The following is an 18040-nucleotide window of genomic DNA, read 5'->3' as shown; positions in this document are numbered from 1 at the left end:
CTTTAGATAATACTTAAACGCTTGAACTCATAAAGGGATGGCATCAGAACAAAAAAAGGAGCGCTAGCTCCCATGATTAGAATATGTGATATTCGTTAGACGCTAATCTAATGCAAGGCCGATATTGCTCACACCTTCATCACGTAATTCCATACGCAAATCTTTAATTAGATCAATATCTCGTGCTTCGCATTCTCTTAAAGGCCTGAAAATAGCCCATTGCGCGTCCCACTCTTCACAAACGGCTTCATTTTCTTTTTGATTGTCGTTAGTGATTTCAATGCCAGATTTCGCTTCTTCTAACATCGCGACAGTCTCTACAGACTTTTGGCTCACTTTGATCAGTGATTCAAAAAGGTAATCTCTATCTAACAAGCCATGCAGTAAGGTCGACAAACCAAAACAAGCATCAATTGCTGGGTGAACACCGTAGAAGTCAAAATCTTCTGAAGAGGGAATAAGTTCTTCCAATTTCTCTAATTGACGCTCAAAATTCACTTTTGCGGTTTTGACCGTCAAAATTTCCCAAACACTGTCTAGAATATCTTTATAGATACGTGCTTCTGCAAATTCCGTATTATCACAAAACACAGCGTAATTTGGGTACATACGCTCACATAGCGAAGCCATAAATGTAATCTGCTGCCATGGCTCAAGCTTTTCAAGCCGAACTTGAATTGGATTCTGTAACATAGATACTCAAAGGTTGTAGAAAAAGACAGCGGAAGTGTACTTGATAACCACTCAGGAAAAAAGCAAGCCTATGAATAATTTCACCAATAAACTCTATATTCTCTCTAAAGATCGCAGTGAATATCTTGAGCTGATCAAGCAATCGCCATTAGAAGAAATCGAGATCACGGAAGATCCGAGTAAAGCAGAGATAGTGCTTGCCGATCCCCCTTTGATTGCATCTCAGTTGGACATATTTACTCAACTTGATTGGTTACAGTCCACTTTCGCAGGCATTGATAGCTTAGTGTCACCAGAGCTACGCACTGATTATAGCCTAACCAATGTAAAAGGCATTTTTGGTCAACAGATTTCTGAATACGTAATCGGTCAGAGTCTTAACTACTTTCGTCATTTCGCACGCTATCAACAACAGCAAGCAGACGGTCATTGGCAGCCTCATCAGTACCAATCTCTTAATGAAAAGTCGATTCTGATTCTTGGCTGTGGCGACATTGGCAGCCATTTAGGACGAGTATGTAATGCGTTTGGCATGAAGACCGGCGGCGTAAACAGCTCGGGCATTCCACCAAAAACCTCCCCGTTTAAGCACACATTCCATATTAGTGAGCTTCATTCCGTCATTTCTGATGCTGACATTATTGTAAATACGCTACCCAACACACCGCTAACCGAAAACATACTCAACAAACAAGTATTGTCTCAAGCTCAACAAGCATTGTTATTTAATGTTGGCCGTGGAGAAGCCGTCGATGACCCAGCGCTCTCTGATGCCATTGCTTCGGGCTGTATTGCCCACGCTTACCTAGATGTTTTCCGCGAAGAACCCTTACCAAAAGAGTCCCCCCTTTGGGAGAACCCTAAGATTACCCTAACACCGCACATTGCTGCACTGAGTTTTCCAAGCCAAGTTTTTGAACAATTCTCTGAAAACTACAACCGCTGGAGAGATGGTTTTAGGCTAACCAACTTGGTTGACTTTGATAAAGGTTATTAAGCCGTGTCTTTGGCAGAGTTACTGACTCAGATTCGCCGGTGTGATCTATGCCACCAGCACTTATCTCATGGTGCTAACCCTATCGTACAAGCAGGTAAAAGCGCTCGCCTACTGATCATTGGGCAAGCGCCTGGGTTGCGGGTGCATCAAACGGGGATACCATGGAATGATCCAAGTGGCGATCGACTAAGGCAGTGGTTACAAATAACACCTGATGACTTCTACAATAGTGAGAAAGTCGCCATCGTACCTATGGGCTTGTGTTATCCCGGAAAAGGGAAATCTGGGGATTTAGCACCAAGGAAAGAATGCGCGCCACTATGGCACTCACAGATATTTAAGGAGTTGCCAAATATAGAGCTAACTTTAGTTATTGGCCAGTACGCACAAAATCGATATTTAACGAGCAAACCAAAAACACTCACTGAAACGGTAAAAAACTGGCAGCGCTGGAACAGCATGATCCCTCTTCCTCACCCATCGCCAAGGAATGCTATTTGGCTAAAGAAAAATCTATGGTTTGAAGCGCAAGTCGTGCCAGCGCTACGAGCCAAAGTGGCCCAGCTAGCTTTGACCCACCAGTAACCCTTCCTTAAGACTAGCTGTACAGCCAAAGGAAAGAATCAGTATAATTAGTTGTTATTATTAATATAAAATAAAAAATAGAAAGGTAGCATAGTATTTGGGTTACTATGATCTAATTGAAAGCACACCTAATAATAGGCATAAAAAAAGCCGGCTTAGATAGCCGGCTTAATCATTAAATTACTTGTGATACGGCTTAGATAAATCATGCACCGCTTCAACAAATACTCCTGCATTTTCAGGTGGCACATCTAGGTGGATGCCATGACCTAAGTTGAATACATGACCCGTACCACCCTCACCGAAGCTTTCAAGTATCGTCCCAACTTCTTGGCGAATGCGCTCAGGCGCCGCATAAAGCATAGATGGATCCATGTTGCCTTGTAATGCCACTTTGTCGCCGATACGAGCTTTCGCATCTGCAATATTAATCGTCCAATCAAGGCCTACAGCATCACAACCTGTCGCCGCGATAGACTCTAGCCACATGCCACCATTTTTAGTAAACAGCGTCACAGGAACGCGACGACCGTCATTTTCGCGAATCAAACCATCAACGATTTTGTGCATGTAGCGCAATGAGAACTCGTTATAATCACGAGGTGTTAATACACCACCCCATGTATCAAATACCATCACAGACTGAGCACCCGCTTTGATTTGAGCATTTAAATACTCGATCACGCTGTCTGCGAGTTTATCGAGTAGTAGGTGCAACGTTGCTGGTTCTGCATACATCATTTTTTTGATTTTGGTAAAAGCCTTCGAACTTCCACCCTCAACCATGTAAGTCGCGAGCGTCCATGGGCTGCCAGAGAAGCCAATTAGTGGTACTTCACCTTGTAAATCTTTACGGATCTGACGAACGGCATTCATTACATATTGTAGTTCGCCTTCAGGATCTGGAAGACCAATCTTATCGACATCCGCTTTACAGGTAATTGGACGTTCGAATTTCGGACCTTCTCCCGTTTCGAAGTACAAACCTAAGCCCATTGCGTCTGGGATAGTCAGAATATCTGAGAATAAAATCGCAGCATCTAATGGAAAGCGACGTAGAGGTTGAAGTGTTACTTCTGAAGCCAGCTCTGCATTTTTACACAAAGACATGAAATCACCAGCCTGTGCACGCGTTGCTTTATATTCAGGAAGGTAACGGCCAGCCTGACGCATCATCCAGACAGGTGTGTAATCAACTGGTTCTTTTAGTAGAGCTCGTAAATAACGGTCATTTTTTAATTCAGACATTCCGACTTCTTTCTCTTTATAGGTATAAGTTTGATTACGCTATTCTAGCATTTCTTTTCGCTATGGATATCCAGACTTTGCAGGCTAGATCATGTTATTAAAGATAAAATCAATAGGGAATTTGCTTACTAATAGAGCTCATGTTAAAAATTTGTTCGCTAGCGAAAATTATAATAATTGAGCTCATTACGCTCAAATCTCATAACGACATCTTACTTACCCCTCCGGCAACCCCGGAGGTTTTTTTTATCTGCCCATTTTTATTCTTCTACCCAAATTCTCAATGAGTTCACGAGCTATCGTGCCCCTCGGAGCTATTTCCGGCAGGTTATCAACATTGAACCACTGTGCGTCACTCAGCTCGTTATAATCAGGTTTAACTTCGCCACCAGCATAGTCAGCAAAGAAACCTACCATCAAGCTCGTAGGAAATGCCCAGGGCTGGCTACCTTGATAGCGGATATTGCATACATCAATACCGGTCTCTTCTTTGACTTCGCGTGCAACACATTGCTCAAGTGTTTCCCCCACCTCTACAAAACCCGCAATAACGGTGTACATGTTGCCTTTGTGACGAGGGTGCTGCGCCAATAGAATCTGGTTTTCTTTTCTAACGGCAACAATAATACATGGGAATATTCGAGGATAATGTAAAGTTCGGCAATCCTTACACTGCATGGCCAATTGGTTTAAATTGAGATGAGTTCGCCCGCCACATTGAGGACAAAAACGAATACTTTGTGCCATATGACCAAATTGGATAGCGCGGCTTATGAGTAAAAAAAGAGGCTCAGGAAAGTGCAAAAGGTCACGTAATGAAAGCATAGTTAAAGCTGGTTCAACTTCAGAGGCATTCAGCCAATAAACAGGAGAATCATCATAAACACCAATCTGAACGGCACTGTCAGTTGCAAATTCTAGTTGGTTTACATGCTCAAACGGCAGTTCTCCATTTTGTATCCATAAATCACTTCCTTCGACTATGCACCAGTATGCTTGCCCGTCATTTTTTACCATCGGATCCTCCCTATACTTGCAGTTCGTTCATTTTGCTGGCAATCTAAATTTCACGTTAGAGTTTGTAGCCGATTCATTTTACAGCTATATATTCTATATACCGCAATGTTTTTGCATATTATATGGACCCCTTTGCTTGCAGAGGTTATCGATCCCCGATTGGCGATCGGATCATGAGGACATGGTCATGCTCAATAAATTCAAACAAGTACAAGAACAATGGGGTGGCTCTAGTGAAGTCATTGATCATTGGCTAGATACACGACAATCTTTGATCGTGGAGTACTGTAAGCTTGCCGCACCGCAAGCCGCCAAGAACCCTTCAGTGTCCAGCTTACCGTCCCCTAAAGAACTGCAGCTATTCTGCCAACATCTAGTTGATTACATCTCTGAAGGTCACTTCAAAATTTACGATATGGTCATGGATCGTTGGAACTCAACCGGATATTCGCCAACAGATGACATCAATGCCGCATATGGCAATATTGTCCTAACGACAGATCCATTGCTCAACTTCACTGATAAGTACGCTAATGTAGCTGAAGACGATCGTTTAGATCAATTGGAGAGTGAGTTATCACTGATTGGTGAGATTGTTGAAACTCGATTTGAAGTAGAAGATCAGTTAATCAAGCTTATTGCCGATAGTTTGGCAGTACCGCCAGGAGCATAAAGGCTAGAAAATGTTGAGGGTTGATGCTATTGCTTCAGCCCTTTTTATTTAGGTCATATCAATCACAAGCATATGCTCTAGATACAAAAAAGGCACCTTTCGGTGCCTTTTTTATTATGCGTTTTGATTACTCGTCAGACGAGAAACCCGCATTTAGCAATGCTGCTAGGTTGTCGGTTGCTTGCTCAGCAGAAGGACCCGTAGGCGCTTTCTGTTCTTCGCGTTGCTTCTGACGCTCTTGGTGGTAGGCAAAACCAGTACCAGCAGGGATCAGACGACCAACAATTACGTTCTCTTTCAGACCACGTAACTCATCACGCTTACCAGAAACTGCAGCTTCTGTTAGTACGCGAGTTGTTTCTTGGAACGATGCCGCTGAGATAAATGACTCAGTAGCAAGAGACGCTTTCGTAATACCTAGAAGATCGCGTTGGTACGTAGCCGGTTGCTTACCTTCAGCTTCTAGAGCACGGTTAGCAATCTTAACGTTATGGTATTCAACTTGCTCACCAGGTAAGAAGTTAGAATCACCAGCAGTACCAATTGTACACTTACGTAGCATTTGACGAACGATAGTTTCAATGTGCTTATCGTTAATCTTAACGCCTTGCAGACGGTATACTTCTTGAACTTCGTTCGCGATGTATTCTGTTACTGCACGGATACCACGTAAACGTAGAATATCATGCGGAGTTTCAGGACCGTCGGCAATAACATCACCACGTTCAACCTTCTCACCTTCAAATACGTTCAATTGGCGATGCTTAGGAATCATCTCTTCGTAGTGCTCATCGCCTTCGCGAGTGATTACTAGACGACGCTTGCCTTTAGTCTCTTTACCAAATGAAATCGTACCCGTGTGCTCTGCAAGAATTGCAGGCTCTTTAGGCTTACGAGCTTCAAATAGGTCGGCTACTCGAGGTAGACCACCAGTGATATCTTTGTTACCACTAGATTTTTGAGGAATACGTGAAAGCGTATCACCCACACCTACTTCAGCGCCATCTTCAAGCTGTACGATTGCTTTACCTGGTAGGAAGTAGTGAGCTGGCATTTCAGTACCAGGGATCATTACATCGTTGCCAGCAGCATCAACTAGCTTCACAGCTGGACGCATATCTTTACCAGCAGAAGGACGTTGAGCTGGGTCAGTTACTTCACTTGAAGATAGACCTGTAAGGTCATCTGTTTGGCGAGCAACAGTCACACCGTCAATCATGTCAACGAATTGGATACGACCTGCCACTTCAGTGATGATTGGCATGGTGTGCGCTTCCCAGTTAGCTACGATGTCGCCTGCAGCTACTGAATCGTTGCCTTTCTTGCTTAAGATAGAACCGTAAGGAAGTTTGTGCTTCTCTTTCGTACGACCGAACTCATCAATGATGGTCAGTTCAGATGCACGAGAAGTGATAACTAGCTTATCTTCTTTGTTGGTTACGAACTTAGCATTGTGAAGTTTAACGGTACCCGTTGTCTTCGCTTGAATGCTGTTTTCTGCTGCGGCTGTAGATGCTGCACCACCGATGTGGAACGTACGCATCGTAAGCTGTGTACCCGGCTCACCGATAGACTGAGCAGCGATAACGCCAACTGCTTCACCTTGGTTCACTAGGTGACCACGTGCTAGGTCACGACCGTAACACTGTGCACAACAACCGAAGTCTGCATCACAGGTAACTACTGAGCGCACTTTCATGCTATCTACAGAGTTATCTTCCATGATTTGACACCACTTCTCATCAATCAGAGTATTACGTGGAATCAGTACATCTTCAGTACCAGGCTTAAGTACGTCTTCCGCTACTACACGACCAAGCGCTAGCTCAGACAGTGCAACTTTAACGTCACCACCTTCGATGTGAGGCATCATAGAGATACCTTCATGAGTACCACAATCGTGCTCATGAACAACAACATCTTGCGCTACGTCTACTAGACGACGCGTTAGGTAACCGGAGTTCGCTGTTTTCAGTGCTGTATCCGCAAGACCCTTACGAGCACCGTGCGTTGAGATAAAGTACTGAAGTACGTTCAAGCCTTCTTTAAAGTTTGCTGTGATCGGCGTTTCGATGATTGAACCATCTGGACGCGCCATCAGACCACGCATACCTGCTAGCTGACGGATCTGCGCGGCAGAACCACGAGCTCCTGAGTCGGCCATCATGTAGATGCTGTTGAACGATTCTTGCTGCTCTTCTTCGCCATCACGGTTGATAACAGTTTCAGTAGACAAGTTATCCATCATCGCTTTCGCAACACGGTCGTTCGTAGACGCCCAGATATCGATAACTTTGTTGTAACGCTCACCCGCAGTAACAAGACCTGATTGGAATTGATCCTGGATTTCGCGTACTTCTTCTTCTGCCGCTGAAATTTCAGTGTATTTCGCAGCTGGCACAACCATATCGTCGATACCAACAGAAACACCAGAAAGTGCTGCGTAAGCAAAACCTGTGTACATGATTTGGTCAGCGAAGATTACTGTGTCTTTAAGACCAAGCTTACGGTAACACTCGTTAAGTAGGGTAGAAATTTGCTTCTTGCCCAACTTTTGGTTAACGATGCTAAATGGCAGGCCTTTAGGCACGATTTGCCATAGCATTGCACGACCAACCGTCGTATCTACCATGCCAGTTGAAGAAGTTGAGTTACCATCTTCATCAACTACTGTTTCGCTGATGCGAACTTTAACGCGTGTGTGTAGTTCAACAGACTTAGTACGGTATGCTTTTTCTGCTTCAGCAGGGCCAGCAAGGTACATACCTTCGCCTTTCGCGTTGATCATCTCACGAGTCATGTAGTACAGACCCAATACAACATCCTGTGAAGGAACGATGATTGGATCACCTGATGCTGGCGACAGAATGTTATTCGTCGACATCATTAGGGTACGAGCTTCAAGTTGAGCTTCCAGAGTTAGAGGTACGTGTACCGCCATCTGGTCACCATCGAAGTCGGCGTTGTATGCCGCACACACGAGTGGGTGAAGCTGAATCGCTTTACCTTCGATTAGTACTGGTTCGAATGCCTGAATACCAAGACGGTGAAGTGTTGGTGCACGGTTCAATAGTACTGGGTGTTCGCGAATTACTTCGTCTAGGATATCCCAAACGATAGGCTCTTCACGCTCTACCATTTTCTTAGCTGCTTTGATCGTCGTTGCCATGCCACGAGTTTCTAGCTTGCTGTAGATGAATGGTTTAAATAGCTCTAGTGCCATCTTCTTAGGAAGACCACACTGGTGCAGACGAAGGTATGGACCTACTGTGATTACAGAACGGCCAGAGTAGTCTACACGTTTACCTAGAAGGTTCTGACGGAAACGACCTTGCTTACCCTTGATCATATCAGCAAGAGATTTCAAAGGACGCTTGTTAGAACCCGTAATCGCACGACCGCGACGACCGTTATCTAGAAGGGCATCAACAGACTCTTGCAACATACGCTTTTCGTTACGTACGATGATGTCTGGAGCCGCTAGCTCTAGAAGACGCTTCAAGCGGTTGTTACGGTTAATTACGCGACGGTAAAGGTCGTTCAGATCAGAAGTCGCAAAGCGACCGCCATCTAGTGGTACTAGAGGACGAAGATCTGGCGGTAGAACCGGAAGAACGTTAAGGATCATCCACTCTGGGTTGTTACCAGATAGAATAAATGCTTCAACGATTTTCAGACGCTTAGTCACTTTTTTACGCTTAGTTTCAGAGTTAGTTGTTTCCAACTCTTCGCGCATTTGTTCAGCTTCAGCAGATAGATCCATAGTAGAAAGCAGATCTTTGATCGCTTCCGCACCCATCTTAGCAGTGAACTCGTCACCCCACTCTTCTAGACGATCCAAATACTCTTCTTCAGTAAGCATTTGAGATTTTTCTAGATCAGTCATACCAGGTTCAGTTACTACGTACATTTCGAAGTAAAGAACACGTTCGATATCACGCAGTGGGATATCCATTAGTAGACCGATACGAGACGGTAGTGATTTAAGGAACCAGATGTGAGCAACTGGTGAAGCTAGCTCGATGTGGCCCATACGGTCACGACGAACTTTAGTTTGTGTAACTTCAACGCCACACTTCTCACAGATAACACCACGGTGCTTCAGGCGCTTGTATTTGCCACAAAGACATTCGTAATCTTTTACTGGACCAAAAATACGCGCACAAAACAAACCATCACGCTCAGGTTTGAACGTACGATAGTTAATAGTCTCAGGTTTCTTAACTTCACCAAAAGACCATGAACGGATCATGTCTGGTGAAGATAGACCGATTTTGATTGCATCAAATTCTTCGGTCTTATGCTGTGCTTTTAGAAAGTTTAATAAGTCTTTCACAATCAGCTCCTGTAAGGAGTTAAAAGGAGCTCACCGATTTCTCAGCGAGCACCTTTCTACCAAATAATCCAATCTTCTTTAAAAAAGAGGAGGGATTACTCTTCGTCTTCTAGCTCGATGTTGATACCTAGCGAGCGAATCTCTTTCAACAATACGTTGAACGATTCTGGCATACCAGGTTCCATGCTGTGATCACCATCTACGATGTTTTTGTACATCTTAGTACGGCCATTCACGTCATCTGATTTCACAGTCAACATCTCTTGTAGAGTGTAAGCGGCACCGTATGCTTCTAGTGCCCATACTTCCATCTCACCGAAACGTTGGCCACCGAACTGAGCTTTACCACCAAGTGGTTGCTGAGTTACTAGGCTGTAAGAACCAGTTGAACGCGCATGCATCTTGTCATCAACAAGGTGGTTCAGTTTCAGCATGTACATGTAACCAACAGTTACAGGACGCTCAAACTCATCACCAGTACGACCATCAAATAAGCGCAGCTGACCAGATTCTGGCAGATCTACAAGTTTCAATAGTTCTTTGATTGATGACTCAGGTGCACCATCGAAGATTGGCGTTGCGATCGGTAGACCACCACGCAAGTTCTTCACTAGTGTGCGAACTTCATCATCAGACAACTCTGCAATGTCGACTTTCTGACGAGTATCGCCAAGATCGTAAACCTCTTGTAAGAAATTGCGGAACTTATGCAGTTCTTGTTGCTCTTTCAACATTTGGTTGATCTTGTCACCAACACCTTTCGCAGCCAGACCCATATGAACTTCAAGGATCTGACCGATGTTCATACGTGACGGTACACCCAGTGGGTTCAATACGATGTCTACAGGCTGACCTTTTTCATCGTATGGCATGTCTTCAACAGGGTTAATCTTAGAGATTACACCTTTGTTACCGTGACGACCGGCCATTTTATCACCAGGCTGGATACGACGTTTAACCGCTAGGTAAACTTTCACGATCTTAAGAACGCCAGGTGCTAGGTCATCACCTTGGGTGATTTTACGACGCTTACTTTCAAACTTCTTATCGAAGTCTGCTTTCAGCTCATCCCACTGCTCAGCTAGTTGCTCTAGTTGATTCTGTAGGTTTTCGTCGTCTAGCGTTTGCTCTAGCCATCTCTTACGATCAATCGTATCTAGCTTAGCTTCAGAGTAACCACCGTTGATCAATACTGCTTTAACACGCGCTAGTAGACCACCTTCAAGAATCTGGAATTCTTCAGTAAGGTCTTTCTTCGCTTCTTTAAGCTGCATTTGTTCAATTTCAAGCGCACGCTTGTCTTTCTCTACGCCATCGCGAGTGAAAACTTGAACATCAATGATCGTACCTGAAACAGAGTTTGGTACACGTAGTGATGTATCTTTAACATCTGATGCTTTTTCGCCGAAGATAGCACGCAGTAGCTTCTCTTCAGGAGTCAGTTGTGTTTCGCCCTTAGGCGTTACTTTACCAACTAGGATGTCGCCACCCTTAACTTCAGCACCAATGTAAACGATACCTGACTCGTCTAGTTTAGACAGAGCAGACTCACCTACGTTTGGAATATCAGCTGTGATCTCTTCAGAACCCAACTTAGTATCACGCGCCACACAAGAAAGCTCTTGGATGTGGATAGTAGTGAAACGGTCTTCCTGAACTACACGCTCAGATACAAGGATTGAATCCTCGAAGTTGTAACCATTCCACGGCATGAACGCGATACGCATGTTTTGGCCAAGCGCTAGCTCACCAAGGTCGGTTGAAGGACCATCAGCAAGAACATCACCACGTGCAACTGGTTCACCAGGTAGCACTGTAGGGCGTTGGTTGATACATGTGTTTTGGTTCGAGCGTGTGTACTTAGTTAGGTTGTAAATGTCGATGCCTGCTTCACCAGGAACCAGCTCATCTTCATTTACTTTAACTACGATGCGGGATGCGTCTACTGACTGCACCATACCGCCACGTTTCGCTACAGCTGTAACACCAGAGTCCACCGCTACGTTACGCTCGATACCAGTACCTACTAGAGGTTTGTCGGCGCGTAGAGTTGGAACTGCCTGACGTTGCATGTTCGCACCCATCAATGCACGGTTCGCATCATCGTGTTCAAGGAATGGAATAAGCGATGCCGCTACCGATACAACCTGGTTGGTTGCAACGTCCATGTAATCCACTTGATCACGTGGGTGTAGACCAGATTCACCTTTTTGACGGGCTGTAACTAGCTCTTCTTCGAAAGTAGATTCTTCCGTTAGAGTCGAGTTAGCCTGTGCAATGATGAACTGACCTTCTTGGATTGCCGAAAGGTAATCCACGTCTTCTGTAACTACACCATCAACAACACGACGATACGGAGTTTCTAGGAAACCGTAGTCGTTACAACGTGCAAACGCTGATAATGAGTTAATCAGACCGATGTTTGGACCTTCAGGCGTTTCGATCGGACATAGTCGACCGTAGTGAGTTACGTGAACATCACGTACTTCAAAGCCTGCGCGTTCACGAGTAAGACCGCCTGGACCCAATGCAGAGATACGACGCTTATGCGTTACTTCTGACAACGGGTTGTTCTGGTCCATAAACTGTGAAAGCTGTGAAGAGCCAAAGAATTCTTTAACCGCGGCAGAGATCGGCTTAGCATTGATAAGATCTTGAGGCATGATTGCATCAAGGTCACCAAGGCTTAGGCGCTCTTTAACTGCACGTTCAACACGTACAAGACCAACACGGAATTGGTTTTCAGCCATTTCACCAACAGAACGGATACGACGGTTACCAAGGTGGTCGATATCATCGACTTCACCGATACCGTTACGGATACCGATCAGCTTCTTCATCACTTCGATGATGTCTGACTCATCAAGAGTGCCTTGCTCTAGAGCATCTTCACGCTCAATTGAGCTGTTGAACTTCATACGGCCTACAGTTGATAGGTCGTAGCGTTCTTCTGAGAAGAATAGGCTATGGAAAAGCGCTTCTGCTGCTTCTTTTGTTGGTGGCTCGCCTGGGCGCATCATGCGGTAGATTTCTACCAATGCAGAGATGCGATCAACGGTGCTGTCGACACGTAAAGTATCAGACATGAATGGACCGTGATCCAGGTCGTTAGTGAACAGAACTTGTAGCTGCTTAACACCTGCTTGTGACAGGTTAGCTAGTGCTTCAAGGCTGATCTCTTGGTTCGCCCCTACGATGATTTCGCCAGTTGCTTCGTTGATGTAATCTTTAGATGCAACTTTCCCAACGATGTACTCTACTGGTACTTCGATGTGCTCAACGCCATCTTTTTCAAGTTGACGGATGTGGCGAGCCGTAACACGACGGCCAGTCTCAACGTAAGTTTTACCGTTTGACTCGATGTCGAAAGACGCAGTTTCACCACGCAAGCGATCAGGTACCAACTCCATAAGAAGAGTTTGGTCTTTCACTTCGAAGTTCACTTTGTCGAAGAAGATATCTAGGATTTCTTCTGTCGTTTTATGCAGTGCACGAAGAATGATCGATGCTGGTAGCTTACGACGACGGTCAATACGTACGTACAAGTTATCCTTAGGATCGAACTCAAAGTCTAACCATGAGCCACGGTAAGGAATAACGCGTGCGTTATATAATACTTTGCCTGAAGAGTGGGTCTTACCCTTATCGCTGTCGAAGAACACGCCTGGGCTTCGGTGCAGCTGGGATACGATAACCCTCTCAGTACCATTGATTACGAAGGTACCATTGTCAGTCATCAATGGGATTTCGCCCATGTAGACTTCTTGTTCTTTAATATCTTTAACGGTACCTGCCGGTGCGTCTTTATCAAATACAACTAGACGTAATTTTACGCGTAGTGGTTTTGAATATGTAACACCGCGGATTTGACATTCTTTAACGTCAAAAACCGGTTCACCAAGACGATAGCTAACGTATTGCAGCTCCGAATTGCCGTTGTAGCTCTGAATTGGAAATACAGAACGAAAAGCCGCTTCTAGACCGTATTGACCTTCAGGATCCTGTTCGATGAACTTGTCGAACGAATCAAGCTGGATCGACAGTAGGTATGGAATGTCCAAAACTTGCGGACGAGTACCAAAATCCTTACGGATGCGCTTTTTCTCGGTATAAGAGTAAACCATGGGGTTCCTCAGCTCGCTGATAAGTGACCCAAACTGTCCGCCCGCTCCTAGTTACTTAAGGGGGGTAAGGGACAGTGACTAAACAACTGTTTACTGTAGTACGAAACAACAAGTTGAGTTGATTCGCTTTTTTGCTTGGATAAAGGTGCTTAAACAGCGGGAAAATTCACCTAGACCCTACAGCGCAAAAAGGCCGGTGGTTAATAAACCACCAGCCACTAGCCTTACGGCTATGAAATTAAGTAATAATTACTTGATTTCAACAGTCGCGCCAGCTTCTTCTAGCTGTGCTTTAAGAGCTTCAGCTTCAGCTTTGTCAACGCCTTCTTTTAGAGGTGCTGGAGCTGAGTCTACAAGACCCTTAGCTTCTTTCAGGCCAAGACCTGTAGCGCCACGTACTGCTTTGATAACAGAAACTTTGTTACCGCCGATCGCAGTAAGAACTACGTCGAATTCAGTTTGCTCTTCAGCAGCGTCGCCGCCAGCTGCGCCGCCTGCAACTACTGCAGCAGCAGCAGATACACCGAATTTTTCTTCCATAGCTTCGATAAGCTCAACAACTTGCATTACAGACATTTCTGCAACTGCGTCTAGGATTTGCTCGTTAGTAATAGACATAACAATTCTCTTTTAAGTCAACAATTAGTATATTTTGCAACCAGATTAAAGCAAGGCTTATGCAGCCACTTCTTCTTTTTGGTCGCGAACAGCAGCGATAGTACGTACCAGCTTGCCAGCTGAAGCTTCTTTCATGCACATCATTAGGCGTGCAATCGCTTCGTCGTAAGTTGGTAGTGTCGCTAGTAATTCAGCATCAGTAACTGCGCCTTCAAATGCAGCAGCTTTGATCTCGAAATCTTTGTTCTCTTTAGCGAAGTCTTTGAAAAGACGCGCTGCAGCACCTGGGTGCTCATTAGAGAACGCAAGTAGACTAGGACCTGTGAAAGTGTCTTGTAGACACTCGTACTGGGTACCTTCTACTGCACGGCGTGCTAGTGTGTTACGAACAACTCTCATGTAAACACCCGCTTCGCGAGCTTGTTTACGTAGAGAAGTCATCGCGCCAACAGTAACGCCACGAGAATCAGCTACAACTGCAGAAAGTGCACCACTGGCTGCTTCGTTGACTTCAGCAACAATTGCTTTTTTGTCTTGAAGATTTAGAGCCATTTGGATTAACCTCTGGTTGTGATTACAGCACTCACAATAAAACATCATGAGCGTTTACAGTGACGATGAAAACTTTACTTTTAAAGGTAAGGTTAATATCACACTGCCTACGTAGGTTTTATTAAGTTGCTACCTTTCTTACGAAAAATAGTAACGCCTACGGTCTTGGAGAGAGATGATGATTGAATTGCTTCAACTATCACCCCAACCACAATTTATTAGGCGGCAAATTATACACTAATTTGTCGCCATTGCAAATTAGCTAGCTTGAGTATTCAGGCTTGCTTGATCCACAGAAACACCAGCACCCATTGTAGTAGAGATACTGATTTTCTTCAGGAAAACACCTTTCGCTGAAGACGGCTTAGCTTTCTTAAGAGCAATAAGAAGAGTTTCTAAGTTCTCTTTTAGTTGCTCAGCTTCAAAAGTAGCTTTACCGATTGTTGTGTGGATGATGCCATTTTTGTCGTTACGGTAACGAACCTGACCAGCTTTAGCATTTTTAACTGCTTCAGCAACGTTAGGAGTTACAGTACCAACTTTAGGGTTTGGCATAAGACCGCGAGGACCTAAGATAGTACCAAGCTGACCAACAACGCGCATTGCATCAGGAGATGCTACAACTACGTCGAAGTTCATTTCGCCTTTCTTAACTTGCTCAGCAAGATCTTCCATACCTACGATATCTGCGCCAGCTGCTTTAGCTGCTTCAGCGTTTGCACCTTGAGTGAACACTGCTACGCGGATTTCGCGGCCAGTACCGTGCGGAAGTACAGTTGCACCACGTACGTTCTGGTCTGATTTACGAGCATCGATGCCTAGGTTAATAGCTACATCAACTGATTCAACGAATTTAGCTGTAGCAAGTTCTTTAAGAAGAGCTACTGCTTCGTTGATTTCGTATTCTTTAGTTACTTCAACTTTGTCGCGGATTACGCGCATACGCTTAGTAAGTTTTGCCATGATCTTATCCCTCTACCACTAGGCCCATTGAACGAGCAGTACCTGCGATAGAACGCTTCATCGCTTCGATGTCTGCGCCAGTCATGTCTGCAGCTTTAGTTTCTGCGATCTCTTGAACTTGAGCGTCAGTAACAGTACCAACTTTCTCAGTGTTCGGACGACCTGAACCAGACTTAACGCCAGCAGCTTTCTTAAGAAGAACAGCAGCAGGTGGAGTCTTAGTTACAAACGTGAAAGAACGGTCGCTGTATACAGAGATAACAACAGGGATCGGTAGACCTTTCTCAACAGATTCTGTTTTTGCGTTAAACGCTTTACAGAATTCCATGATGTTCACACCGTGCTGACCTAGTGCAGGACCAACCGGTGGACTTGGATTCGCCATACCTGCTGCAACTTGCAACTTGATATAAGCTTCAACTTTCTTAGCCATGATATTTCCTAAATCTTGGGTTCAAACGCTAACCTACTGGCAAGCTCCCCGCTTTTGAAAAAAAACTTTTTGCTTCCATAGAAACAAAAAGGCGCGAAATTATAATCATAATTCGCGCCTTTAACAAGCCTAAAAGGCGAGTTTTTAATCAAGTTTTTCAACTTGACCAAATTCAAGCTCAACCGGTGTTGCACGACCGAAGATCGATACAGACACTTTAATGCGGCTCTTAACGTAATCTACTTCTTCAACAGTACCGTTGAAGTCAGCAAATGGACCTTCATTAACACGTACCACTTCACCCGCTTCAAACATCGTTTTAGGACGTGGCGATTCGCTCGCTTTCTCAAGACGATTCAAGATAGCGTCAGCTTCTTTATCAGTGATAGGTGCTGGACGGTCAGAGGTACCACCAATGAAGCCCAGAACACGTGGAACACTGCGCACTAGGTGCCATGATTCATCGTTCATGATCATTTGAACTAGGACGTAACCTGGAAAGAACTTGCGTTCGCTTTTACGGCGTTGGCCAGCGCGCATTTCTACTACTTCTTCAGTAGGAACCAGTACATCACCAAACAGCTCTTCCATAGCATGCATTTTGATGTGCTCGCGAAGAGACTGTGATACACGACCTTCAAAGCCTGAAAAGGCTTGAACCACATACCAGCGTTTCTTAGGTGCTTCACTCATGATCTATAACCCTCACACTCCAGTTACTAGCGATACTAGACGAACCATGATGCCGTCAATACCCCATAGTACTAGAGCCATTACAATACTTACTGCTAAAACGATCAGTGTTGTTTGCATTGTTTCTTGGCGTGTAGGCCAAACAACTTTGCGCACTTCTACTTTTGCTTCACGAGCAAAAGTGATCGCAGCTTTACCTTTTGTCGTAATTGCAGCAACGCCTAAAGCGGCAGCAATTAGAACAACAACAACTGCTGCACGAATAACAACAGATAATTCACCATACAGGTAATTACCCACAACAGCGGCGGCTAGCAGAGCAAAAGCGGCAATCCACTTAAGCGTATCTGCTGCACCTGAGCTATCAGGAGTTTCAGCGTTTGCTTTCATAAAACCAACCTGTGACAAGTCTTTAATATAGACGACAACCACCCCGCTGTTGCAGGGCACATTCCATCGCATCGATTCCCAACGCATTGCCGTGACCCAGATGAGATCTTAGTCACATAATCGTTTACTTTAGACTTCAATTGTAGCAAAAGTAAGCGATCATATTGCTTAGCGCATAAAAAGGGCATCAAATGATGCCCTTTTTGCTAGTCATTCGTCAAATCTTATTCAAAGATTTTAGCAACAACACCAGCACCAACTGTACGGCCACCTTCACGGATTGCGAAGCGTAGACCGTCGTCCATCGCGATTGGAGCGATTAGAGTAACAGTCATTTGTACGTTATCACCAGGCATTACCATTTCTACGCCTTCAGGAAGCGTGATGTCACCAGTTACGTCCGTAGTACGGAAGTAGAACTGTGGACGGTAGCCTTTGAAGAACGGAGTATGACGGCCGCCCTCGTCTTTAGAAAGTACGTATACTTCAGACTCAAACTTAGTGTGTGGGTTGATAGAACCTTTAGCAGCAAGTACTTGGCCACGTTCAACGTCATCACGCTTAGTACCACGTAGAAGTGCACCAACGTTCTCACCAGCACGACCTTCGTCAAGCAGTTTACGGAACATTTCAACACCAGTACAAGTAGTAAGAGTCGTCTCTTTGATACCAACGATTTCTACTTCGTCACCAACGCGTAGGATACCGCGCTCGATAC

At 44.8% G+C, this 18040-nt stretch carries 15 protein-coding genes; 3 read left to right on the top strand and 12 right to left on the bottom strand.

Annotated elements, in window-relative coordinates; all coding sequences use genetic code 11:
* Positions 1–102: 102 nt before the first annotated feature.
* Positions 103–693 carry a YjaG family protein gene (locus tag QWZ04_RS01020; protein ID WP_290324148.1) on the bottom strand — a complete coding sequence of 197 codons (591 nt, stop codon included), beginning with the start codon at positions 691–693 and terminating at the stop codon, positions 103–105.
* A 70-nt stretch (positions 694–763) separates the two neighbouring features.
* Between QWZ04_RS01020 and QWZ04_RS01015 the strand changes: the two genes are divergently transcribed.
* Positions 764–1690 (top strand): D-2-hydroxyacid dehydrogenase, encoded by a 927-nt coding sequence (locus QWZ04_RS01015; protein ID WP_290324147.1) that lies wholly within the window; start codon positions 764–766, stop codon positions 1688–1690.
* 3 nt (positions 1691–1693) lie between these two features.
* On the top strand, positions 1694–2275 hold the full coding sequence (locus tag QWZ04_RS01010) for a uracil-DNA glycosylase family protein (protein WP_290324145.1): 582 nt from the start codon (positions 1694–1696) through the stop codon (positions 2273–2275).
* Positions 2276–2455: 180 nt separating this feature from the next.
* On the opposite strand, the gene hemE is transcribed toward QWZ04_RS01010, so the two are convergent.
* Both hemE and nudC read right to left on the bottom strand, forming a co-directional pair.
* Complete coding sequence (gene hemE, locus QWZ04_RS01005) at positions 2456–3523, bottom strand: uroporphyrinogen decarboxylase (protein WP_290324143.1); 1068 nt, start codon at positions 3521–3523, stop codon at positions 2456–2458.
* 246 nt (positions 3524–3769) lie between these two features.
* Entirely contained in the window at positions 3770–4540 is a 771-nt protein-coding gene (gene nudC / locus QWZ04_RS01000; RefSeq protein ID WP_290324141.1) for an NAD(+) diphosphatase, read from the bottom strand.
* Positions 4541–4721: 181 nt separating this feature from the next.
* On the opposite strand from nudC, the gene rsd reads away from it, so the two are divergent.
* Positions 4722–5213, top strand: coding sequence for a sigma D regulator (gene rsd, locus QWZ04_RS00995; protein ID WP_290324407.1), 492 nt, complete (start codon positions 4722–4724; stop codon positions 5211–5213).
* 127 nt (positions 5214–5340) lie between these two features.
* Here rsd and rpoC read toward each other — a convergent pair whose 3' ends face one another.
* The 9 genes from rpoC to QWZ04_RS00950 all read right to left on the bottom strand — a co-directional run.
* Positions 5341–9549 carry a DNA-directed RNA polymerase subunit beta' gene (gene rpoC / locus QWZ04_RS00990; protein WP_290324139.1) on the bottom strand — a complete coding sequence of 1403 codons (4209 nt, stop codon included), beginning with the start codon at positions 9547–9549 and terminating at the stop codon, positions 5341–5343.
* Between the two features lie 95 nt (positions 9550–9644).
* Positions 9645–13673: a DNA-directed RNA polymerase subunit beta gene (gene rpoB / locus QWZ04_RS00985; protein ID WP_290324137.1), complete on the bottom strand. Its 4029-nt coding sequence runs from the start codon at positions 13671–13673 to the stop codon at positions 9645–9647.
* A gap of 249 nt (positions 13674–13922) precedes the next feature.
* Positions 13923–14291, bottom strand: a complete 369-nt coding sequence (gene rplL, locus QWZ04_RS00980; protein WP_290324135.1) for a 50S ribosomal protein L7/L12 — start codon at positions 14289–14291, stop codon at positions 13923–13925.
* A gap of 57 nt (positions 14292–14348) precedes the next feature.
* Positions 14349–14843 carry a 50S ribosomal protein L10 gene (rplJ, locus tag QWZ04_RS00975; RefSeq protein WP_290324133.1) on the bottom strand — a complete coding sequence of 165 codons (495 nt, stop codon included), beginning with the start codon at positions 14841–14843 and terminating at the stop codon, positions 14349–14351.
* A gap of 258 nt (positions 14844–15101) precedes the next feature.
* A complete protein-coding gene (gene rplA / locus QWZ04_RS00970; protein ID WP_290324131.1) occupies positions 15102–15806 on the bottom strand; it encodes a 50S ribosomal protein L1 in 705 nt (234 codons plus the stop codon).
* A 4-nt stretch (positions 15807–15810) separates the two neighbouring features.
* Positions 15811–16239, bottom strand: coding sequence for a 50S ribosomal protein L11 (gene rplK, locus QWZ04_RS00965; protein WP_102523305.1), 429 nt, complete (start codon positions 16237–16239; stop codon positions 15811–15813).
* 144 nt (positions 16240–16383) lie between these two features.
* Positions 16384–16932, bottom strand: a complete 549-nt coding sequence (nusG, locus tag QWZ04_RS00960; protein WP_290324125.1) for a transcription termination/antitermination protein NusG — start codon at positions 16930–16932, stop codon at positions 16384–16386.
* A 12-nt stretch (positions 16933–16944) separates the two neighbouring features.
* Positions 16945–17322, bottom strand: a complete 378-nt coding sequence (secE, locus tag QWZ04_RS00955) for a preprotein translocase subunit SecE (protein ID WP_102523995.1) — start codon at positions 17320–17322, stop codon at positions 16945–16947.
* 224 nt (positions 17323–17546) lie between these two features.
* Positions 17547–18040: EF-Tu C-terminal domain-related protein (locus QWZ04_RS00950; RefSeq protein WP_290324123.1), on the bottom strand; the 494-nt coding region annotated here is incomplete at its 5' end.

It is taken from the genome of Vibrio tapetis subsp. quintayensis, from assembly GCF_030409945.1.
Taxonomy (GTDB): Bacteria; Pseudomonadota; Gammaproteobacteria; order Enterobacterales; family Vibrionaceae; genus Vibrio; species Vibrio quintayensis.
The sequence above is the reverse complement of the archived record's forward strand: the minus strand, read 5'-3'. Positions and strand labels throughout refer to the sequence as shown.